The organism is Chitinilyticum piscinae (assembly GCF_015223195.1).
In the GTDB taxonomy this organism is placed as follows: domain Bacteria; phylum Pseudomonadota; class Gammaproteobacteria; order Burkholderiales; family Chitinibacteraceae; genus Chitinilyticum; species Chitinilyticum piscinae.
Window position 1 is genome coordinate 354,802 of sequence record NZ_JADFUA010000001.1, and the last position, 22,003, is coordinate 376,804.

Annotated in this window: 19 protein-coding genes and 3 tRNA genes; 10 read left to right on the forward strand and 12 right to left on the reverse strand. The window is 60.1% G+C overall.

All coding sequences use genetic code 11. From position 1 onward, the window contains the following. The first annotated feature begins 81 nt into the window (after nt 1–81). A complete protein-coding gene (locus INR99_RS01575; RefSeq protein ID WP_194114530.1) occupies nt 82–588 on the forward strand; it encodes a hypothetical protein in 507 nt (168 codons plus the stop codon). A 13-nt stretch (nt 589–601) separates the two neighbouring features. On the opposite strand, the gene INR99_RS01580 is transcribed toward INR99_RS01575, so the two are convergent. From INR99_RS01580 to INR99_RS01590, 3 genes are all read right to left on the reverse strand, one after another. Continuing rightward, nucleotides 602–1,687, reverse strand: a complete 1,086-nt coding sequence (locus tag INR99_RS01580; protein ID WP_194114531.1) for a CobW family GTP-binding protein — start codon at nt 1,685–1,687, stop codon at nt 602–604. After that, nucleotides 1,684–2,313 carry an aminoacyl-tRNA hydrolase gene (gene pth / locus INR99_RS01585; protein ID WP_194114532.1) on the reverse strand — a complete coding sequence of 210 codons (630 nt, stop codon included), beginning with the start codon at nt 2,311–2,313 and terminating at the stop codon, nt 1,684–1,686. Before pth ends, INR99_RS01580 begins: the two co-directional genes overlap by 4 nt. Nucleotides 2,314–2,759: 446 nt before the next feature. Further along, nucleotides 2,760–3,971, reverse strand: a complete 1,212-nt coding sequence (locus tag INR99_RS01590; RefSeq protein ID WP_194114533.1) for a multifunctional CCA addition/repair protein — start codon at nt 3,969–3,971, stop codon at nt 2,760–2,762. A 94-nt stretch (nt 3,972–4,065) separates the two neighbouring features. Here INR99_RS01590 and cysK point away from each other — a divergent pair, with 94 nt between their 5' ends. After that, entirely contained in the window at nt 4,066–4,998 is a 933-nt protein-coding gene (gene cysK, locus INR99_RS01595; RefSeq protein WP_194114534.1) for a cysteine synthase A, read from the forward strand. Nucleotides 4,999–5,093: 95 nt separating this feature from the next. Here cysK and ilvA read toward each other — a convergent pair whose 3' ends face one another. Beyond that, entirely contained in the window at nt 5,094–6,608 is a 1,515-nt protein-coding gene (gene ilvA, locus INR99_RS01600; protein ID WP_194114535.1) for a threonine ammonia-lyase, biosynthetic, read from the reverse strand. Between the two features lie 95 nt (nt 6,609–6,703). Beyond that, nucleotides 6,704–8,281, reverse strand: a complete 1,578-nt coding sequence (locus INR99_RS01605; RefSeq protein ID WP_194114536.1) for a response regulator — start codon at nt 8,279–8,281, stop codon at nt 6,704–6,706. A gap of 179 nt (nt 8,282–8,460) precedes the next feature. Here INR99_RS01605 and hslU point away from each other — a divergent pair, with 179 nt between their 5' ends. From hslU to INR99_RS01625, 4 genes are all read left to right on the forward strand, one after another. Continuing rightward, on the forward strand, nt 8,461–9,783 hold the full coding sequence (gene hslU / locus INR99_RS01610) for an ATP-dependent protease ATPase subunit HslU (protein ID WP_194114537.1): 1,323 nt from the start codon (nt 8,461–8,463) through the stop codon (nt 9,781–9,783). A gap of 57 nt (nt 9,784–9,840) precedes the next feature. Continuing rightward, the gene (gene prmC / locus INR99_RS01615) at nt 9,841–10,677 is read left to right on the forward strand and encodes a peptide chain release factor N(5)-glutamine methyltransferase (protein ID WP_194114539.1); all 837 of its coding nucleotides are present in this window, start codon (nt 9,841–9,843) and stop codon (nt 10,675–10,677) included. A 58-nt stretch (nt 10,678–10,735) separates the two neighbouring features. Further along, on the forward strand, nt 10,736–11,047 hold the full coding sequence (gene grxD, locus INR99_RS01620) for a Grx4 family monothiol glutaredoxin (protein ID WP_194114540.1): 312 nt from the start codon (nt 10,736–10,738) through the stop codon (nt 11,045–11,047). A 125-nt stretch (nt 11,048–11,172) separates the two neighbouring features. Further along, complete coding sequence (locus tag INR99_RS01625) at nt 11,173–12,186, forward strand: hypothetical protein (protein WP_194114541.1); 1,014 nt, start codon at nt 11,173–11,175, stop codon at nt 12,184–12,186. Here the strand turns inward: INR99_RS01625 and INR99_RS01630 are convergent. From INR99_RS01630 to INR99_RS01655, 6 genes are all read right to left on the reverse strand, one after another. Then, nucleotides 12,148–12,738, reverse strand: a complete 591-nt coding sequence (locus tag INR99_RS01630; RefSeq protein WP_194114542.1) for a Maf family protein — start codon at nt 12,736–12,738, stop codon at nt 12,148–12,150. The genes INR99_RS01625 and INR99_RS01630 overlap by 39 nt on opposite strands. A 76-nt stretch (nt 12,739–12,814) precedes the next feature. Further along, nucleotides 12,815–13,285, reverse strand: a complete 471-nt coding sequence (gene rlmH, locus INR99_RS01635) for a 23S rRNA (pseudouridine(1915)-N(3))-methyltransferase RlmH (protein ID WP_194114543.1) — start codon at nt 13,283–13,285, stop codon at nt 12,815–12,817. Between the two features lie 68 nt (nt 13,286–13,353). Further along, complete coding sequence (locus tag INR99_RS01640; RefSeq protein ID WP_194114545.1) at nt 13,354–15,159, reverse strand: TolC family outer membrane protein; 1,806 nt, start codon at nt 15,157–15,159, stop codon at nt 13,354–13,356. A 248-nt stretch (nt 15,160–15,407) separates the two neighbouring features. Further along, nucleotides 15,408–15,483 (reverse strand) — tRNA-Lys (locus INR99_RS01645). A 37-nt stretch (nt 15,484–15,520) separates the two neighbouring features. Beyond that, nucleotides 15,521–15,596: transfer RNA gene (locus tag INR99_RS01650), tRNA-Lys, on the reverse strand. Between the two features lie 11 nt (nt 15,597–15,607). Further along, nucleotides 15,608–15,682 (reverse strand) — tRNA-Lys (locus tag INR99_RS01655). Between the two features lie 145 nt (nt 15,683–15,827). On the opposite strand from INR99_RS01655, the gene gloA reads away from it, so the two are divergent. From gloA to rpoH, 4 genes are all read left to right on the forward strand, one after another. Continuing rightward, on the forward strand, nt 15,828–16,208 hold the full coding sequence (gene gloA, locus INR99_RS01660; RefSeq protein ID WP_194114546.1) for a lactoylglutathione lyase: 381 nt from the start codon (nt 15,828–15,830) through the stop codon (nt 16,206–16,208). A 53-nt stretch (nt 16,209–16,261) separates the two neighbouring features. Next, on the forward strand, nt 16,262–17,695 hold the full coding sequence (locus tag INR99_RS01665) for a sodium:proton antiporter (RefSeq protein WP_194114548.1): 1,434 nt from the start codon (nt 16,262–16,264) through the stop codon (nt 17,693–17,695). A 268-nt stretch (nt 17,696–17,963) separates the two neighbouring features. Next, nucleotides 17,964–20,414, forward strand: coding sequence for a phosphoketolase family protein (locus tag INR99_RS01670; protein ID WP_194114549.1), 2,451 nt, complete (start codon nt 17,964–17,966; stop codon nt 20,412–20,414). Nucleotides 20,415–20,651: 237 nt separating this feature from the next. Beyond that, the gene (rpoH, locus tag INR99_RS01675; RefSeq protein ID WP_194114550.1) at nt 20,652–21,509 is read left to right on the forward strand and encodes an RNA polymerase sigma factor RpoH; all 858 of its coding nucleotides are present in this window, start codon (nt 20,652–20,654) and stop codon (nt 21,507–21,509) included. A gap of 60 nt (nt 21,510–21,569) precedes the next feature. Here rpoH and INR99_RS01680 read toward each other — a convergent pair whose 3' ends face one another. Continuing rightward, nucleotides 21,570–21,743 carry a hypothetical protein gene (locus INR99_RS01680; RefSeq protein WP_194114551.1) on the reverse strand — a complete coding sequence of 58 codons (174 nt, stop codon included), beginning with the start codon at nt 21,741–21,743 and terminating at the stop codon, nt 21,570–21,572. Nucleotides 21,744–22,003: the final 260 nt, after the last annotated feature.

The following is a 22,003-nucleotide window of genomic DNA, read 5'->3' on the forward strand; positions in this document are numbered from 1 at the left end:
CAGAAAATGTAGCCTCGCTATTGCAACTACATCATAAAAGCCTTATATCGGTAAGACGACGTTGCAAGATTGGTGAGCACCATGGATAGCACTCTCTTCCAGAAGACCGCACTCGGGGTCAACGAGCTGAATGAACGCGGCGGACTGATCAGCCAGAAAGAACGCCGCCTGCTGATCACGATAGACGGCAAGCGCGACGCGACCATTCTTGCGGCGCTCCTGCCCGGTGAAGATGTACCCGGCATGCTGCTGAAGCTGCGCAACCTGGGGATGATCGCGGCCGTCAAGGAAACCAAGGTCGACCCGCTCGATTTCGCCGGCCCCGTGACCATTGCCCCCAAACTGCCGGTCAGTAATACCCGGCAACTGGATGCGGCTCGCAAGGTGATTCTCGATGTAAGCCAGCAATACCTGGGCCAGAGCTGGGCCGATCGCCTGGGCGAACAGCTGGGCAAAGTGCGCCATGCCGACGAATTCGCCCCGATCATCGAACAATGGCTGACTGCGCTGCGCCGCTCCGGTCATCGCGGCGCAGCCGACACCGGTCAGCGCCAGGTGAATGCGCTACTGGCAACTCAAGAGGCATAAGCGCACGCCGCTGCTAGTCTGAATCCCCTGTCGATATCCCGGAAAGGGTTTTCGGGTTGATTACAGCATCCAGCAGCACTTGTTCAAAGGCGCTCCAGTCGGGCGCCTTTTCTGCGTGCACAATTACCTCGCAGCGGCTATCACGCCGGTAGGCCGAAGCTTGCACGCCGGGATAGCCGTCGACCCAGTCAAAGCGGTACCAGTCACGTTCGGTATGGAACACCCCCTTGGCCCGACTCAGTCCGGCAAGACCTAGTGCGGCATCCTGCCCCAAGCGCTCGAACAATCCGGCCAAAGCGGCACTGAAAAACTGCGTCTCTGCCGGAAAAATCCAGCCGCAACTGTGCGAATCGAGGCTGGACTGCGCCTTGCGCAGCGGCCAAGCCTCCGGCGCAGGCTCTGCGGCAGGCTTGTTGCGCCGCATTGGCTGCACGGGACTGCGCTGGTGCGCGCTCGGGATCTGCGGCGCCTTCCCCCAGCGCTCGGGTTGCAGCTCGATATCCAGCAACCCGGCAGGGAAAATGCCCTGGCTGGTCTCATGACAAGCCAGTTTGGGCGGATAGAGTTTGCCGACCAGCTCACGGGCGAGTTGCAGCTGCGCCACATCCGCACGGTCGCATTTGTTCAGCACCACCACATCGGCCAGCTGCAGCTGATCGCGCCAGGTTTCATGGCTGTTGTAGCGGGCATCGCCAACATGAGCCGGATCCAGCAATGTAATCACCCCCCGCAGCTCGAAGGCCTTGGCCAGCATGGGATCACGCAGCAGATCGACGATCCCGGCCGGATGTCCCAGGCCAGACGGCTCGATCAGCAGCCGGGCGGGGCGTCGCGCGCGCAGCAAGCGTGTCAGCGAAACTCGCAGCAGCGGGCTGGTCGTACAACAGATGCAGCCACCCGGCACTTCGGCAACCTGCAGCCCCTCGCCACAGCTGGAGAGCGTGGCACCATCGATACCGACTTCACCGAATTCGTTGACCACCACCGCCCAGTATTCGTCTGCCGGCTTGTCTGCCAGCAAATGCGTTAACGCCGTGGTTTTGCCCACCCCGAGAAAACCGGTCACCAGATTGACGGGCACACGCGCAGCGGCTGTCATTGCGCTTCGCCCGGCGCAGCCTTGTGCTGGCGCTTCTTGGCTTCGTCGGTATGCAACTGGGCCATGGCCTTGCCCATCTCGCCGACCAGCACCAGAGCCATACCCTGCTCAGCACGCAACAGCGCGGCGTCGATCAGTTCCTGTTCTTCGCGCCGCGGCGGCTTGAGCACGAAGCTGGCCACTTCATTCTTGTTACCCGGATGACCGATCCCGATACGCAGCCGCCAGAAATTGGGGGTCGAAAGATGCGACTGGATGTCCTTCAAGCCGTTATGCCCGCCATTGCCGCCGCCCTGCTTGAGCTTGAGCTGGCCGGGACCGATGTCGAGCTCATCATGCAGCACCAGAATCTCGTCGGGCAGGATCTTGTAGAACTGGGCCAGTGCAACGACCGCCAGCCCGCTGCGGTTCATATAGGTCTGTGGTTCCAGGAACCAGACATCCTGACCATGCAGGCGGCCACGGCCGGCGAGGCCATGGAATTTACTGTCCAGCCGCAGGCTGGCGCCGGCTTCGCGCGCCAGAGTATCGACCAGCCAGAAGCCGGCATTGTGACGGGTTGCGGCATATTCGGCACCGGGGTTGCCAAGACCGACGATCAGGCGGATGGGTTTGTGCTGGGACATGGCGAGCGAGCAATGCAAAACAAAATGCGATGATACCGCGAGCAGACCCGACGGGAGCAGGCAAAAAAAAACCGGCCCGAGGGCCGGTTTGTAAGCAAGGACTGAGAGGGTCCTCGTTGTGCGCAATCGTGGCTGCCTGCAGCCTGTACCGAGATTGCCCCGAACCCATCTTCGGAGCCCGCCATCCGCCGCACATTAATACCACTTAACTTTCCATCATCGTCACCGGAAAAGTGGCTTAACGCGTCTTACCGCATCGCTATTGGCGTAGACGGAGAATGCTATGGGTACAGGGGGGGTGTCAAGCCAAATGCATAAGGGTTATCCCGTATACCAGCGACTATCGCAAGCGCGGACAAATTCCCACCTCCAGGCGACAACAGGAACAAGTGGCATTTTATCGTTTACTGATTAATGCCAGATCAGACTAAAGGACTACCCGATCTTCAGCACTTGCCGATCGCCCCCAGGGCCGACAGTCGCGCCTGGCGCACGGCCTCCGGAATACGGGCCTTTTCAGCACATTGCCGCGCCACTGCCCCCGCATCGACGGCCTGTACCAATTCCAGCGCCCGCACTAGATAATCGTGCTGCGGGTAGGCGCACTGCTCGAAGCCCGTTCGCCCGCGCGCATCGGCCAGACAGGCCTGGAGCAGCTGCGTGAAACGCACCGGCCGGCGCAAGGCATCACAACGCTGCAGCAGATCCAGCAAGGTGCTCGTGCGCAGCTGCTCTGCGGTATGCACCAGCGTGTGCTCGCGACAGCACAGTACCGCCAGCTCGCGACAGTCCACCGGCACACGCAGGCGCTCGCACAGTGCCTCGACCAGCGGCACGCCTCGTGCCTCGTGACCAATATGCCGCGGCAGGATATCGGGGGGCGTGGCTGCCTTGCCCAGATCGTGACACAGTGCCGCCCAGCGTACCGCCAGTGGATACTGCTGCTGCGCGCAGTAATCCAGCACCAGCATCACGTGCACACCCGTATCCACTTCAGGGTGGTAATCCGCCCGCTGCGGCACGCCCCACAGCGCCTCGATTTCCGGTGCAATGCGCGCCAGCGCACCGCTTTCCCGCAAAATACCGAACATGATCGACGGCTGCGCCTCCATCAGCCCGCGACTGATTTCCTGCCACACGCGCTCGGGAACCAAATGATCGACTTCGCCGCTGGCAACCATCTCGCGCATCAGCGTCATGGTTTCCGGTGCCACGGCAAAGCCGAAACGCGCGGCAAACCGGGCGAGACGCAAAATCCGTACCGGATCCTCGGCGAATGCCGGCGAAACATGGCGCAACACACGGTCAGCCAGATCGGCCCGACCATGATACGGGTCGATGATGTTGCCCTCGGCATCCTCGGCCATCGCATTGATGGTGAGGTCGCGACGCAGCAGGTCTTCTTCCAGCGTTACGGAAGGGTCGGCAAACACCGTAAACCCCTTGTAGCCATGACCGGATTTGCGCTCGGTACGCGCCAGCGCATATTCCTCATGCGTGCGCGGATGCAGAAAGACCGGAAAATCCTTGCCGACCGGCTGATAGCCCTGCGCCACCATCGCCTCCGGGGTCGCGCCGACCACCACCCAGTCGACATCCTGCACGGGCAGGCCCAGCAAACGGTCGCGCACAGCGCCGCCGACACGATAGAACTGCATGATCTTTCCTTGTGAGCTTTTATCATTTTCATTCGACCCGCTTTCGCGGCTAGAATCAAGCGCAATTCCCCACTCAACCGCAGGATCACGCCCGATGAAAATCGCCAATAGCGTTACCGACCTGATCGGCAACACCCCGCTGGTCAAACTGAACCGCGTTACCGATGGCTGCGTTGCCACCGTGGTCGCCAAGCTGGAATACATGAATCCCAGCCACAGTGTGAAAGACCGGATTGCCGTCAGCATGATTGATGCCGCCGAAGCCGCCGGCAAGATCGGTCCGGATACGGTGATTGTCGAGCCGACCTCGGGCAACACCGGGATCGGACTGGCGATGGTCTGCGCGGCACGTGGCTACAAGCTGGTACTGACCATGCCGGAAACCATGTCCAAGGAACGTCGTGCCCTGCTGCGCGGCTATGGCGCCGAGCTGGTGCTGACCCCGGGGCCGGAAGGCATGGGCGGCGCGATTGCCAAAGCCAAAGCGCTCGCCGAGGAGCACGCCAACTACTTCATGCCGCAGCAGTTCGAAAACCCGGCCAATCCGGAAATCCACCGCAAGACCACCGCCGAAGAGCTGTGGAATGACACCGACGGCCAGATCGATTTCCTGATTGCCGGGGTTGGCACGGGTGGCACCATTACCGGCGTGGCCGAAGTCCTGAAGGCGCGCAAGCCGTCCTTCAAGGCCGTGGCCATCGAGCCGGATGCCAGCCCGGTGCTGTCGGGCGGCCAGAAAGGCCCGCACCCGATCCAGGGCATCGGTGCCGGTTTTGTTCCGGGGGTACTCAACACCCAGGCTTACGACGAAGTCATCCGCGTGACCAATGATGACGCCTTTGCCACCGCACGTGCGCTGGCCACCCAGGAAGGCATCCTGTCCGGCATTTCCGCCGGTGCCGCCGTCTGGGCCGCTCTGCAGGTTGCCAAGCGCCCGGAAAATGCCGGCAAGCTGATTGCGGTGATCATTCCATCCTTTGGCGAGCGCTACCTGTCGACCAAGCTCTTCGAAGGGCTGATCGACTAAGCCCGCCGCACGCCATGAAAAAACCGGCCTCGCGCCGGTTTTTTCATGGGTATCTGAATGCAGCCCTTTAAATTAAAGGGTTGCATGGCAATACCTCAATCACCCAAGAACAGCTGGTAGGCCGGGTTGCTGCTTTCATCCCACCACGGATAGCCGATCATCTGCAGGAATTCGGCAAACTGCGCCTGATCACTGTCAGGCACCTGGATGCCGACCAGCACCCGGCCATAATCGGCACCGTGATTGCGGTAGTGGAACAGGCTGATATTCCAGCCGACATTCATCCCGTTCAGGAAGGCCATCAGCGCGCCCGGGCGCTCGGGGAATTCGAAACGCAACAGTCGCTCGTGCGTCACCTGCGGGGCGCGGCCTCCCACCAGATGGCGGATGTGCAACTTGGCGACCTCGTTATCCGAGAGATCCAGTGCGGCCAGCCCGGCTGCCGCCAGCTTCTCGATCAGATCGACCACTTCGCTGCGGTTCTGGATCGACAGGCCGACAAACACATGCGCAGCCTCAGCGCTGGAATAGCGATAATTGAATTCGGTGATGTTGCGCGCACCCAGCAGCTCGCAAAATGCCTTGAAACTGCCCGGCTGTTCCGGAATCGTCACGGCAATGATGGCTTCGCGCTGCTCGCCCATCTCGGCCTGTTCGGCCACATAGCGCAGCCTGTCGAAATTCATGTTGGCACCGGAAGCAATCGCCACCAGTGTCTTGCCCTGCACGCCTTCGCGCGCAGCCCAGGCCTTGGCGCCGGCAATCGCCAGTGCCCCGGCCGGCTCCAGAATCGAACGGGTGTCTTCGAACACATCCTTGATGGCCGCACACATGGCATCGGTATCGACCAGGATCACGTCATCCACCAGCTCCTGGCACAGGCGGAAAGTTTCTTCGCCAACCTGTTTCACCGCCACACCGTCAGCAAAGATGCCCACTTGCGGCAGATTCACGCGATTGCCCAGCTTCAGCGACAGGTACATCGCATTGGCATCGGTCGGCTCGACCCCGATGATCTTCACCTCGGGGCGCAGGGCCTTGATGTAGGCCGCCACCCCTGCCAGCAAACCGCCGCCGCCGACCGGGATAAAGATCGCATCCAGCGGATCGGGGTGCTGCATCAGCAATTCCATGCCGATGGTGCCCTGACCGGCAATCACTTCCGGATCGTCGTAGGGATGCACAAAGGTCATGCCCTGCTCTTCGGCCAGTTTGACCGCGTGCGCGTAGCAGTCGGAATACGAGTCCCCCACCAGTACGACCTCGGCGCCACGGCGGGTTACGGCATCCACCTTGATGCGCGGAGCCGTTGCCGGCATCACGATGATGGCGCGACATTTCAGCGCCTGCGCGGACATGGCCACGCCCTGTGCGTGATTGCCGGCAGACGCGGCCACTACGCCGCGATCCAGCTCGGCGCGCGACAGCTTGACCATTTTGTTGTAGGCACCGCGCAGCTTGAAGCTGAATACCGGCTGCATGTCCTCGCGCTTGAGCAACACGTTGTTGCCGATACGACGGGACAGATTCGGGGCAATTTCCAGCGGCGACTCAATGGCGACGTCGTAGACGCGGGCGGTCAGGATGCGTTGCAGATAGTCATTGGCCATGGCAGTCACCGGAAATCATGCGGGAAACCGCCGATTGTACGCGGAAATGCAACAGGCCGGCATGCAGCCGGCCTGTATCAACACGTACACCGCAATCAGGGTTCGGGTTTGTCGACGTACTGCTCGACCACGGCTTCGAACCTGGGTAGCGCACGCATAAATGCCTCTACCAGCTGCGGATCGAAGTGCGTGCCGCTGCCATCCTTCACCGTCTTGATCACATCTTCCGGTGGCCATGCGGGCTTGTAGCAACGGGCGTGTGTCAGTGCGTCGAACACGTCGGCCAGGGCAATGATGCGCCCGGCGATATGGATGTCCTCACCCTTGAGCCCGCGCGGATAGCCACTGCCATCCCACTTTTCATGATGTTCGTAAGCAATCGTCGCCGCCATCTGCAAAATGCGCGGCTTGGCATCCTTGAGCATCTTGTAGCCCAACTCGGCGTGCGTATCCATCACGCGACGCTCTTCGTCGTCCAGCCGGCCGGGCTTGTTGAGTACGCGATCTGGAATCCCGACCTTGCCAATGTCATGCAACGGGCTGGCCGCCTTGATGATCTGGGCTTCCTCTTCGTCCAGACCGATTTCCCGGGCCAGGATGTAGGAAAACTCAGCCATGCGGTGAATGTGCTTGCCGGTATCCGTCGAGCGGTTTTCCACCACCTCGGAAAGCTGGTAGATGATGCTGCGCTGGGTATCCTCGATTTCCTTGTTCAGCATCAGGTTTTCGTAGGCAATCGCCACATTGCGGCAGAACAGCTCGACCAGATCGGAATCCGGATGCGACAGCTCGACCGGCCCGTCGATGATCAGCAGGTTGACGGCACCATGCGGCGCCTGGAAGAACCCGACAAAATGATCGGCTGCATAGACGCTGCGCTTGGCCTGGATGGCTTCGTCAATCGATGCCTTGAAGCGGGTCAGCGCAGCATCATCCAGCACTCTGCCGCAGTAATCCTGGTAACCCCCGGTGGCGTACATCACCTTGATCTGGTCGCCATGACTCAGGGCCGTCATGCCGCCGTTCACCACCACATACAGCGCTTCCTGTTCGAAAAAGAGCAGTGCCTGCAACTGCTCAAGCACGCCTTGGGCGAACTGCTCAATCGATTGCTGACGGAAAATCGTGGTCGATGCATCGACCACCTTGATCAACCCACGGCGGTTGGCATCCAGCATGCGCCGCTGATGCTCGATGGTCATGATGTCGTTGTACGAGCGCAATGTGCCCAACACCGCCGTATAGAGCTTGTCGCGCGTGAGCTCGGTCTTGGCCTTGTAATCGTTGATGTCGTAGGACTCGATCACGTGGCGCTCGGGCGCCACGCCAGGCTGGCCGGTCCGCAGGATGATGCGGATGCAGTGGTTGTGCAGCTCTTCACGGATGATGCGCGCCACCTTCAGGCCGGCATCTTCGGTCTCCATCACCACATCCAGCAGCATCAGCGCAATGTCATGACGCTCCTTGAGCAGCGCCACGGCTTCTCGCCCCGAATAACAGGAAATGATGTTCAGTGGCCGGCCAAGAAAGGAGATATTGGTCAGCGCCAGACGGGTGACATGATGGATATCCGGCTCGTCATCGACCACCAGCACATTCCAGGGCTCGACCTGCGCGACGCCGGCATCGCCTGCCGTATCGTCCTCAAGCCAGTCATCATCCAGTCCACTCATAGCAACTCCGGTATTTCTGCATACCATTTCGGTACACCCGAATGCCAGTGTAGAACGCCGCGGTCAGAATTCCCAAGCGCATTGCAGCCAGCCGCAGCGGCTTTGCGACGCTCCCCTTTAAATTCGCGCATTCAACCCGATCTTGAAGGGCTGAACGCCGAAGAAAACGAGGAATGCGCATGAGCCAGATGACGCCCCAGGAAATCGTCCACGAACTCGACAAGCACATTGTCGGCCAGAATGATGCCAAAAAGGCCGTGGCCATCGCGCTGCGCAACCGCTGGCGTCGCCAGCAGGTGGCCGAGCCGCTGCGGCATGAGATCACGCCGAAAAACATCCTGATGATCGGGCCGACCGGTGTGGGCAAGACCGAAATCGCCCGCCGTCTGGCCAGGCTGGCCGATGCGCCCTTCATCAAGGTGGAAGCCACCAAATTTACCGAAGTCGGTTACGTCGGCAAGGATGTCGACAGCATCATCCGTGACCTGATGGAAATTTCCGTCAAGCAGGTGCGCGACCGGCTGATGAAGCAGAACCGCCTGCGCGCTGAAGACGCCGCGGAAGACCGCGTTCTGGATGTGCTGCTGCCCCCGCCTGCCAGCAGCTACGGCACAGTGAATTCCGATGACGGCCAGAGCGAAACGCGGCAGAAATTCCGCAAGATGCTGCGCGAAGGCAAATTCGACGACAAGGACATCGAAATCGACGTCGCCGCAGCCGCACCAAGCATGGAAGTGTTTGGCCCCCCGGGCATGGAGGACTTCTCCAGCCAGATCCAGAACATGTTCAAGGGTGCCTTCGCTGACAAGAAAAAGTCGCAGAAGCTGAAGGTGAAAGAAGCCCTGAAGCTGCTCGCCGACGAAGAAGCCGCCAAGCTGGTCAACGAGGACGACGCCAAGGCCGAAGCCTTGCGCGCTGTCGAGCAGCACGGCATCGTCTTCATTGACGAAATCGACAAGGTGACCACCCGCGCCGAAGGCAGCGGCGGCGAGGTCAGCCGGCAGGGCGTTCAGCGCGACCTGCTGCCGCTGGTCGAGGGCTCGACCGTGTCGACCAAATACGGCATGGTGAAGACCGACCACATCCTCTTCATTGCCTCCGGCGCCTTCCATCTGGCCAAGCCGTCCGACCTGATTCCTGAGTTGCAGGGCCGCTTCCCGATCCGGGTCGAGCTGGCTTCGCTCACGGTCGAGGATTTCGTGCGCATCCTCACGGAAACCGACGCCTCGCTGACCCGACAGTATCAGGCGCTGCTGGCCACCGAAGGCGTCGAGCTCGACTTCACCACTGATGGCATCCGCAAGCTGGCGGAAACCGCCTGGCAGGTCAACGAGACCACCGAAAACATCGGCGCGCGACGGCTGCATACGGTCATGGAACGGCTGCTGGAGGACATTTCCTTTGATGCCCGCAGCGGCGGGGTCAGCATTGATGCCGCGTTTGTCGAGGAGAAGCTCGGCAAACTGGCCAGCAATGTCGATCTGGCGCGCTACGTCCTTTAAACCCGCACACCCTTAGGGCTGAAGGCCATACCGAATAAGGCTTTCAAAAACATACCCATGAACACCCACGCCAGCTATCAGCAGTTGCTACGCCAGAGCGGCCTGGCGCGCATTGATGCGCAGGTACTGCTGCTGCACGTCTGCCAGCAAAGCCGCGCCTGGCTGATTGCCCATGGCGACGACCCGGCATTGTCCGAGCACGCCAGCGCCTTTGCGGCACTGGCGCAACGCCGCCGCCATGGCGAGCCGGTGGCCTATCTGGTGGGCGAGCGCGAGTTTTTCGGTCGCAGCTTCCGCGTGACACCGGATGTACTCATTCCGCGCCCGGATACCGAATTACTGGTCGAGCTGGCACTGGCCCGCGCGGCAAAGGGCGCGCGCATTGTCGATCTCGGTACCGGTTCGGGCTGTATTCCGGTCACGCTGCACTGCGAGCGCCCCGATCTGGCGGTCAGTGCCGTCGATGTCTCGCCCGCCGCGCTTGCGGTAGCCCGCGAGAATGCCAGCCGGCTCGGCGCCAAGGTCGCGTTTGCCCAGTCCGACTGGTACACGGCGCTGGCCAGGCAGGTATTCGACATTATCGTCAGCAATCCGCCGTATATCGAACAGCACGATCCACATCTGGCGCAGGGTGATCTGCGTTTCGAGCCCCGCGGTGCACTCACCGACGAAGGTGACGGCCTGATCCATCTGCGCAGGATTGTTGCCGGTGCTCCGGTGCATCTGCAGCCGGGCGGCTGGCTGCTGCTGGAGCATGGCTTTGATCAGGGGGAAGCCTGCCGCCAACTGCTGGCCGAGGCAGGCTTCACGCAGATTGCCACCTGCCGCGATCTGGGCGACAACGACCGGGTGACGCTGGGCCAGCTCGTCCATCCGGAGGATTGCCCGCGCTGACGATTCTGCCTTACAATTACCCGAGTATTTTAATCAACCTTTCCCGCGAGAGATCATCATGACCGCCCAGGAATTCATTCACCAAACCGTTACCGAAAACCCGGTCGTGCTGTTCATGAAGGGCACCCCGACCTTCCCGCAATGCGGCTTCTCCGCCGGCGCCGTGCAGATCCTGAAAAACTGCAACGCGCAATTTGTTGCCATCAATGTGCTGGAAAACCCGGAAATCCGTCAGGGCATCAAGGACTACGCCAACTGGCCGACCATTCCGCAGCTCTACATCAAGGGCGAGTTCATCGGTGGCTCCGACATCATGCGTGAACTGTTCGGCAACGGCGAACTGCAAAAACTGCTGTCCGACACCGAATAAGCCGCATGGCGCAGTAACGCGCCGCCTTGCTTCAGCAATCCCACATACCTCTCGGTACGTGGCATTTTTATTGCACGGCCGCGGAGGCAAAGCTAGCATGCTCGCTACGCACGGGGAGAAGCGCAATGAAACAGGTCTTGCAGCAATTGTTCGGGGCATTTTCCGCCGCCGGGCTTAGTCCGCGTCCACGGCAACAGACCGAGGACGGACGGATTTCCGCGCTGCATGCCCTGCTGCAGAAGCAGCGTTTTGCCGAACTGAATCAACAGTTTGCCCGCCTGCCTGCCGAGCTGCAATTTCCCGCACTGCAATCACTGAGTTGCAACGGCAAAGCCGTCGAAAACTGGCTGCTGCTGCAACCGAATCTGCCAGCCCTGCTCGCCCACGCCTGCACCCTGCTAGCGCTGACCCGCAAGCTCAGCAGCCCGCTGGAACAGCATACGCTGCTGCAGGAAGCCGATGACTGCCTGCAACGCGCGCACACCCTCGCACCGGATGATCCCCTGCCCTTCTGTGTCGGGATTGCGGTCGGCTGTGCACTGGGCAAGGACATGGATACGCTGGAAGAGCGCTTCGCGGCGCTGCGCCAGCGCGCCCCGCGCCACTACTGGGGGCAATTGCAACTGGTGCTGGCCTACACCGAACGCCGCGATGATGCCGGCATGCTGGCCTTTGCCCGCAAAATGCATCGCCGCAGCCCGCGCGGCGACGGCTGCAACCTGATGCCGGTTCTGGCGCACCTGCAGATTGCGAGCCGCTTTGAGTCGCTGGCCGATCGTGAAGCGTACTGCCAGCGCAGCGATGTGCATGATGACATCGTGCGCTGCTATCTGCGCTCACTGGCCTCAAGCCATTACGTGGTCAATGCGGCGACCAGTCATCAGCGCAACCACATGGCCGTCGCGCTGATTCTGGGTGGTGCCCTGCGTCACGGCCTGCGCGAACTGCGGCGACTGGATGGCTATGACCCGCAAGTCTGGCGGCTGCTGGCGGCCAACTGGCGTGAAAACCGCAGCCCGGCCCTGATCATCGACCGCCTGCAGCGGCACCGGCCAGCCCGCAAGGCCAGCAAGCCGGCGGCACTGCCGACCGTGCTGCGCTCAAGCCTCAGCCAGATGACCCAGACCATACCGGGCTAACAGCAACGCCGTTTCGTGCACCGGCAAGCCCATCACGCCGGTGAAGCTGCCAGACAGGTCGCTGACAAATAGCCCACCCCAGCCCTGAATGCCATAGGCTCCGGCCTTGTCCAGAGGTTCGCCACTGGCCACATACGCGGCGATCTGTGCTTCGCCGAGTGGCATGAAGCGCACCGAGCTGGCCGACAGTGTCACTTCGACTTCGCCACCGGCGCAGACCGCCACCGCAGTCAGCACCGCATGTGTCGAGCCGGACAGATCCCGCAGCATCGCCGCCGCATCCGCAGCATCCGCGGGTTTGCCAAGAATCCGCCCGTCATGGGCCACCGTGGTATCGGCACCCAGTACCGGCAACGCCGGCTCGCCGGCCGCACGCCAGCCTGCCAGTGCTTTTTCGCGCGCCAGTCGCAATACATAGGCTTCGACAGTTTCATCCGGCAGGGGGGTTTCGTCGATGTCCGCACGAATCACTGCGAAGCGCACGCCAAGCTGGGCAAGCAGTTCGCGCCGGCGCGGGCTGCCGGAAGCCAGGTAAAGCTGGATATCAGTCATGGCAAACTCGAAATCATGGGTATATGGCTGTGCCAATTTATTGAAAACACCCTCATCGATATAGATACCTGGGTATCTACTCGCGATGGTAGGGATGATTGTTCAGGATCGACACCGCGCGATACAGCTGCTCGGCGAGCAGTACCCGCACCATGCCGTGCGGCAGTGTCAGCGCCGAAAGCTGCAGCAGCTGGTCGGCACGCTGCTTCACCTTCGGATCAAGCCCATCAGTGCCGCCGATCACAAAGACCACCGGGCGGCCGTCGCCGTGCCAGCGCTTGACCTGCTCGGCCAGCTGCATCGTGGTCCAGTTGGCGCCGCGCTCGTCCAGCGCTACCAGTCGCGCATCCTGCGGTACAGCGGCCAGAATCCGTTCGGCCTCTTCCGCCATGACCTGTTGCGGCGTCTTCGCGCCCACCCGCTTGTCGGGCTTCAGTTCGATCAGCTGCACAGCAAATTCGCGCGGCATGCGCTTCACGTATTCGGCAAAGCCGTCCTCAATCCAGCTCGGCATCTTGTGGCCGAGCGCGATCAGAATGATTTTCATGGGCTACCTGCAAAAACAAACACCCGCAGACAGGATCTGCGGGTGCATTGTGCCAGAGTGACGCGGGCTTAGCGTACAGCTTCGCGGATGATCTTCCACTTGCCATCCTCACGGGACAGCGTCAGTACCTTCTGCACCTGATCGCGGTAGCTGTCGGACTGATAGCTCTGGCTGAAGCTCACTTCCGCGGTCTTGTCGTCGAGCTTCTTCACCACCGGCGCCTCGACCTTGACGCTGATCGTACCCGCCTTTTCGATACGTTGACGGCGCTGCTTTTCCCAGTCGGCACGGCTGCCCTGCTCTGGCTTGAATTGGCCGGCATAGCTGTCGAGGTATTTGCCGGCATCCTTGGCCGACCAGGCCGCTGCCCAGGCCGTCACCGCATCCAGTACCGCCTTGTCGGCAGCGGGCTCGGCACTCTTGCCTTCGCCGGCAGCCGTCAGCAGTGGATCGGCGGCACGCGGTGGACGTTCGGCCATGGCCGCTGCGCGATCGAGCGTGACCTCATCCGGCAAGGGCACCGCGCAGGTGATTTCCATGTCATTCTCCTGCGCGCCCCCCAGATCCTGCTCCGGCGCCTGCGGCTCCAGCGGCTGCAATTGCAGCACCGGCAACAGGCGGTTGCTGATTCCCAGCACGCGCACCTGGGCAAACAGCTGGTCATACTGCGAATTTACCACCGACATACGCGCAGTAAACAATTCGTTTTCACTATCCAGCAGATCCAGCAGCGAGCGCTGACCGATGTCGTACTGACGCTGGTAGGCTTCGCGCGCCTTGGCCGTGGAGAGCGCATGCTGCTCCTGGTAACGCAGCTGTTCGGTGAGGCGATTGACATCATTCCAGGCAATCACGGTGGACTGACGCACATCGCGGCAGATCCGGTCACGCATCTCGTAAGCGGAATTGAGCTGGTTCGAATACTGGTTGACCCGCGCGCGGTCAGCGCCACCGCGGAACAGGTTGTAATTCAGCACGACCTGCACGACGCCATCCTTGTAATCGCCATCGATGCCATCGCGATTCTGGTCCAGCCCTTGCGAGGCACGGAATTCAACCTGCGGCCAGTAGCCGCTTTTCTGCACCTCGGCACGAGCACGCGAAGCACGGACGTTGTACACCGCCGCCAAGAAGCTGGGGCTCTGGCGGATGGCCGTATTCAGCAGCTCGGCGGAAGCGGGCAGCTCCTTGGCCAGATTGGGCGCAGGCTCGAGATCGCCCGCCGGTGGCGTCCCCACCAGACGGGTGTAACGAGTACTGACATCCTGCAGGTTGGCTTTCTGCACCAGCCAGTTCGACTCCGCCAGCGCCAGACGGCCCGCAGCCTGCTCCAGATCGACCCGACGGCCGACACCGGCCTTCACACGCTCTTCGATCTGGTCATACAGCTCGCGGTGCACCGCATAGTTCCCACGCGCCAGCTTTTCCAGCTCGCGATAGCGCAACACATCGTAGTAAGCCTTGGCCACCAGCTGGGCCACTTCGTCGGAAGATGCCAGCAACTCGTAGTATTTGCTCAGCTGCGCATAACCGAGGCTGCGCACCTCGTTCTGCACGGCAAAACCGTCAAAGAGCATCTGGCGCAGCTCGATGCTGGCACCGGGGTGACTGAAGGAATTGCGATCCTGCTTCGGCCGGCTCTGTGTTTCCTGGCCAGCATAGGCCTGCAGATTCACCTGCGGCAGATAGCGGCCACGCGCAACACCGATCTCGTCGCGCGATGCCTGAAAGTCATACCAGCGCGCCTTGACGTCGGGATTGTTGAGAATCGCGCGCTCGGTTGCCGAACGCAGCGTCTCGGCCACCGCGGACTCAGCCAGCAACGCGCCGCCCAGCGCCAGACCACACAGCCAGGCCAGTGTCTTGATTTTCATCGGATTCGTTTCCCCAGTTATCTGACTGGCTGCTGCCTTGGTGGCGCGGCCGTTCTGTATTGTTAGCCACCCAGGCGGCTGTTGCAGAATGGCGCATACCCGCCATTCCAAACGGGTGATTCTAGCGGTTTTTATGGGGATGTTGGTTACAACTCGTCGACATAAGGGTAAACCCCTGGTAAGGGTTTGCCTGCAAAAGCCCGCAGCGCTGAAATGACAAAGCCCGGCATGAAGCCGGGCTTTGGAATTGGTGGGTTGTCACAGGCTCGAACTGTGGACCTACGGATTAAGAGTCCGCTGCTCTACCAACTGAGCTAACAACCCGAAGACACCCCGGAAAACCGGTGCGTCTTGAAAGGGGTGGTGGGTTGTCACAGGCTCGAACTGTGGACCTACGGATTAAGAGTCCGCTGCTCTACCAACTGAGCTAACAACCCATTCTGGAGTTTGGTGGGTCGGGTGGGGGTCGAACCCACGGCCAACGGATTAAAAGTCCGCTGCTCTACCACTGAGCTACCGACCCGTTTTCCAGAGAGGCCGGATTATAAAGCTTTACCAAGCGCTGTCAAGCGCGTCATTCATCTTTTTGACATTTCGTCGCTGACACTCCCGCCAGCCTGCCGTAGACTGCCGGCTGATTTTCCCACCATCCCTGAGGAATTCCAGCCATGCGTCTGCTTCATACCATGCTGCGGGTCGGCAATCTTGATCGCTCCATCCAGTTCTACACCGGTGTGCTCGGCATGCAGTTGCTGCGCCGCAACGATTACCCCGAAGGCCGCTTCACGCTGGCGTTTGTCGGTTACGGCGACGAGGCCCATCACACCGTGATCGAGCTGACCCACAACTGGGATACCGACAGCTATGAACTGGGCACGGCCTTCGGCCACCTCGCGATTGCCACTGACGACATTCACGCCACCTGTGAGGCCGTACGCGCCAAGGGCGGCAAGGTTGTCCGCGAGCCGGGGCCGATGAAGCACGGCACCACCGTCATTGCCTTTGTCGAAGACCCCGACGGCTACAAGATCGAATTCATCCAGCCCTGATCGCCGCCTGCCGGCCCCCTGTGGCCGGTTTCGTCCGTACCGGAATCACGTTCATGCATTTTGCCCTGAAAGCGCTCTCCAGCGCCCTGTTCTTTCTGCTGCCCGCCCTGGCTCATGCCGCCGCACTGGACGGCAGCCAGCTTTCGCTGTGGTGGATACTGCCGTTTGCCGGCATTCTGTTGTCGATCGCGCTCTGCCCGCTGTTCCTTCCGCACTTCTGGCATCTGCACTTCGGCAAGGTTGCCGCCTTCTGGGGGCTGGCCTTTCTCTTGCCGTGCGCGATCCTGTTTGGCGGGGGCACCGCCGGCACGGTTGTCATTCATGCCCTGGTCGAGGAATACATCCCCTTCATCATCCTGCTGTTTGCGCTCTATACCATCTCGGGTGGGATACTGATCTGGGGCAATCTGCATGGCTCGCCATTGCTCAACACCGGCCTGTTGGCGCTGGGTGCCATTCTGGCCTCGCTGATGGGCACCACCGGCGCCGCCATGCTGCTGATCCGCCCACTGATCAAGGCCAACGACAACCGCCGCCACAATGTCCACGTGATCGTGTTTTTCATCTTCATCGTGGCCAATATCGGCGGCGGCCTCACACCGATCGGTGACCCGCCCCTGTTCCTGGGTTTCCTGAAAGGGGTCGGCTTTTTCTGGACCCTGCAGCACATGCTGCCGCTGGTTGCCTTCGCCTGCGCGGTATTGCTGGCCGTGTTCTTTGCCATCGACAGTTATTACTTCCGCAAGGAAGGCGTGCTGCCCTTTGACAAGACCCCGGATTCGCCGATCAAGATTCATGGCAAGCGCAATATCCCGCTACTGCTGGCCGCTGTCGCCTGCGTCGTACTATCCGGCATCTGGAATCCCGGCATCACGCTGGAACTGGGGCCGGTGCACTGGCAACTGCAGAATCTGGCACGGGATCTGGCGCTGATCGGACTGGGGCTGCTGTCGCTGCGCATCACCCCGAAACCCGTGCGTGCCGGGAACGATTTCAGCTGGGGCCCCATCCAGGAAGTAGCCAAGCTGTTTGCCGGGATTTTTGTTGCCATGGCTCCGGCCATTGCCATTCTGCGTGCCGGCGAGCAGGGGGCGCTTTCCGGGCTGGTGGCGCTGGTCTTTGCTGCAGACGGTGCGCCACGCGACCACATGTTCTTCTGGATGTCCGGTTCGCTCTCGGCCTTCCTCGACAATGCGCCCACTTATCTGGTGTTTTTCAATCTGGCGCATGGCGATGCCATCCATCTGATGCATCAGATGCCCTCGACGCTGCTGGCGATTTCGGCGGGCTCGGTCTTCATGGGGGCGATGAGTTACATCGGTAACGCGCCCAACTTCATGGTCAAGGCCGTCGCCGAAGATCGCGGCATCAGGATGCCCAGCTTTTTTGGCTACATGGCTTGGTCACTGAGCGTCCTGCTACCGCTCTTCCTCATTATCACATGGGTATTCTTCCACCCCTACGGCGGAATGGGGCTTGCGGGCTAATACCAGCCAACCTATCTCAATTTCAGGCAAAACGCCCGGCTGATGCCGGGCGTTTTGCTTTCATCGAAACCCGATTTTTATTTACTGGATGACAAGCGGTTCTTTTTGTATAAACTTGCTCTTGGCTTTCTGACAGCAGTGCCGATGTAGTTTTCCTACGGCAATAAGGGAAAAAACGTCTTGCTGTCACTACTTTGACCTTTGTCAGTAGGCGGAAATACCAGCTGCGTATACTGCATTGCGAAGAGGGAAGTCAGCCGCGAGGCCGATGGCCTCTGGCAAACCAATCACAAACCAAGAAACGAGGTGTACTGTGGCTCAACCGCTTTCTCCCGATCTGCTCGATAAGATGCATCGCTACTGGCAGGCTACCAACTACCTGTCCGTTGGCCAGATTTATCTGCTGAACAACCCGCTGCTGAAAGAACCGCTGAAGCGCGAACACATCAAGCCGCGTCTGCTGGGTCACTGGGGCACCACGCCGGGCCTGAACTTCATCTACGTTCACGCCAACCGCCTGATCAACGACCGCGACATCAACGCTATCTACATCACTGGCCCTGGCCACGGTGGTCCTGGCTTCGTTGCCAACACCTGGGTTGAAGGCTCCTACGAAGAATTCTTCCCGAACATCGACCGCACCGAAGCCGGTATGCAGCGTCTGTTCAAGCAATTCTCCTTCCCGCGCGGCATTCCTTCGCACGTTGCTCCGGAAACCCCGGGCTCCATGCACGAAGGCGGCGAGCTGGGTTACTCCGTATCGCACGCTTATGGCGCAGCACTGGACAACCCGGATCAAGTCGTATTTGCAGTAGTTGGTGACGGCGAAGCCGAAACCGGCCCGCTGGCTGCTTCCTGGCACTCCACCAAGTACATCCACCCGATCAACGACGGTTTCGTTCTGCCGATCCTGCACCTGAACGGTTACAAGATCGCCAACCCGACCCTGATGGCCCGCATGAACAAGGACGAGCTGACCGCTCTGTTCGTGGGTTACGGTTACGAGCCGATCTTCGTTGAACTGAAGCAAGAAACCTTCAACGACAAGGTTGAAACCTTCAACGACATCCACCAGGACATGGCAGCTGCCATGGATCTGTGTATGGACAAGTTTGCCGCCATCCGCGAAGCAGCCAAGGCTGAACTGGCTGCCGGCAAGATGATTACCCGTCCGAAGTGGCCGATGATCATCATGCGCACTCCGAAGGGCTGGACCGGTCCGAAGGAAATCAAGGGCAAGAAGGTTGAGGATTACTGGCGTTCCCACCAGGTTCCGTTCTCCGACATCGACGGCGAAAACGTGCAGAACCTGGAAAACTGGCTGAAGTCCTACCAGATCGAAACCCTGTTCAACGCTGACGGCACCGTCAAGGAAGAACTGGTTGCCATCGCTCCGAAGGGCCAGAAGCGTATCGGCTCCAACCCGGTTGTCCACGGCCAGGTATCGAAAGACCTGAAGATGCCGGACTTCCGCAACTACGAAGTGAAGTTCGACAAGCCGGGCACCGTTAACGCCGAAATGACCCGCGTGATGGGTAACTTCTTGGCTGACGTAATGCGTGAAAACGAAGCCGAGAAGAACTTCCGCATCTTCGGCCCGGATGAAACCGCATCCAACCGCTGGAACGCCACCATCGAGTACTCCGGCAAGAACTGGCTGGCCAACCACTTCGAAGTGGACGGCATCAACAACAACGACAATCTGAAGCAAGATGGTCGTGTTATGGAAATCCTGTCCGAGCACACCTGCCAAGGCTGGCTCGAGGCTTATAACCTGACTGGTCGTCACGGCTTCTTCAGCTGCTACGAAGCGTTCATCCACGTGATCGATTCGATGTTCAACCAGCACGCCAAGTGGTTGAAGACTACCCGTCACATCAACTGGCGCAAGCCGATCCCGTCGCTCAACTACCTGCTGACTTCGCACGTATGGCGTCAGGATCACAACGGCTTCTCGCACCAGGATCCGGGCTTCATTGATCACGTTGTGAACAAGAAGGCTGAAGTGATCCGCGTTTACCTGCCGGCCGATGCCAACACCCTGTTGAGCGTAACCGACCATGTACTGCGCAGCCGTCACTACGTGAACGTGGTTGTTGCTGGTAAGCAACCGGCTCTGCAATACCTGACCATGGATCAAGCAATCAAGCACGCCACCAAGGGTCTGGGTATCTGGGACTGGGCGTCCAACGACCAAGGCGGCGAGCCGGACGTGGTTATGGCTTGCGCGGGCGAAATCCCGACCATGGAAGCCCTGGCTGCTACCGACATCCTGCGTCAACACTTCCCGGACCTGAAGATCCGCTTCGTGAATGTGTGTGACCTGATGACGCTGCAACCGAAGGAAGAGCACCCGCACGGCCTGTCCGATCGCGAGTTCGATGCGATCTTCACCGCTGACAAGCCGGTCATGTTCGCCTTCCACGGCTACCCGTGGCTGATCCACCGCCTGACATACCGTCGCAACGGTCACAGCAACATCCACGCACGTGGCTACATTGAAGAAGGTTCGACTTCCACTCCGTTCGACATGGTTGTGGTTAACCAGCTGGACCGCTTCAACCTGGTTATCGACGTGATCGACCGCGTACCGCAACTGCAGAAGACCGGTGCTTATGTTCGCCAGAAGATGGTTGACAAGCTGGTTGAGCATGCCGAGTACATCGCCGAAGTTGGTGACGACATGCCGGAAGTGAAGAACTGGAAGTGGCCGTACTAATCCACTCGGTCTGACCGGAATCCACCCCGGTCATCCAGCACAAGGCCCCCGCCACAAGCGGGGGCTTTTGCATGCCTGCGCCACTTGGCGGACTATCAGCGCAATAGCATTTTTCACAGCACAGCCCGCCGGCATTTGTGCTTTAATCCGAGAACTTTACTCGGGTTTAGCACTCTATCGACAAGAGTGCTAATATCTGACCAGCTGTAGAATACTTCCCAGGAAGGAGCGAACATCATGTCCAATGCCATTGCCTTGCCGGTACTCTCTGCGGGTGACAGCATCGAACGCTATATCCAAAGCGTCAACACGGTGCCCCTGCTTTCACCGGAAGAAGAAACCGAACTGGCCACCCGCTACCATCGCGACAACGATCTCGAAGCAGCCCGCCGGCTGGTTCTCTCACACCTGCGGGTAGTGGTTTCAATTGCCCGCGGTTACTCAGGTTATGGCCTGCCGCAATCCGACCTGATTCAGGAAGGCAATATCGGCCTGATGAAGGCGGTCAAGCGATTCGAACCGGATCGCGGCGTGCGCCTGTTCAGCTTTGCCGTGCACTGGATCAAGGCTGAAATTCACGAATACATCCTGCGCAACTGGCGTCTGGTACGTATTGCCACCACCAAGGCCCAGCGCAAACTGTTCTTCAATCTGCGCTCGATGAAAACCGGCTTCAGCGCACTGACCCACGCGCAGGCGAAGGAAATCGCTGACGACCTCGGTGTAAAACCGGAAGAAGTACTGGAAATGGAAACCCGCATGAGCGGCCAGGATGTGGCGCTGATGGCGGATGACAACGATGATGAAGGCTATGCGCCGATCGACTGGCTGGCCGACAGCCACGATGAGCCCACAGCAGCACTGGAACGTCGCGCCAACGACCGCCTGCAATCGGAAGGCCTGCGCGAGGCGCTGGAAAGCCTGGATGATCGCAGCCGGCGCATCATCGAAACACGCTGGCTGGCCGATGAAGGCGAGAGCAAGACACTGCATGACCTGGCTGCCGAATACAATGTTTCGGCCGAGCGGATCCGCCAGATCGAAAGCAAGGCACTGCAAAAAATGAAGCTGGCGCTGCTACCGGCTCCGGTCTGACAGCTCAGCAAACCACACAAACAAGGGCTCCACATTGGAGCCCTTGTTTTGCATTCTCGCTCAGGCCAGCAGATGCCTGAGTAGCAGCACCGCCGATCCCGCCACCAGAAATACTGCCGCCAGCCTGACGGATCGGTCAATCTTTTGCCATGCCGCGGGACGAAAGCGGCCAAGCAGCAATGCCACTGTAAGAAAGACAAGTCCGAGCTGGCACAGCAGGAAAAAAACACGCATTGGCGACCACTCGGCAGCTGGAACTTATCCCCATCGTGCCATATTCGTCCGGATGGCACGTCAATCTTGATAAATCACTTTAAGTTCGCGTCGTTACCCCCTCTTTAAAAAAGGGAAAACAATTCAGTGACTTATGCGAGCTAAGTAATTGTATCAAAAAGACATTTCCGAAGACAGCGCTTGTGTGCGCGTTTTTTTTGCCTTATAGTGGGCCGCAGTGGGAAAAAGTGGATAAAAGTGGCAGAAATTGGCCAACCCGT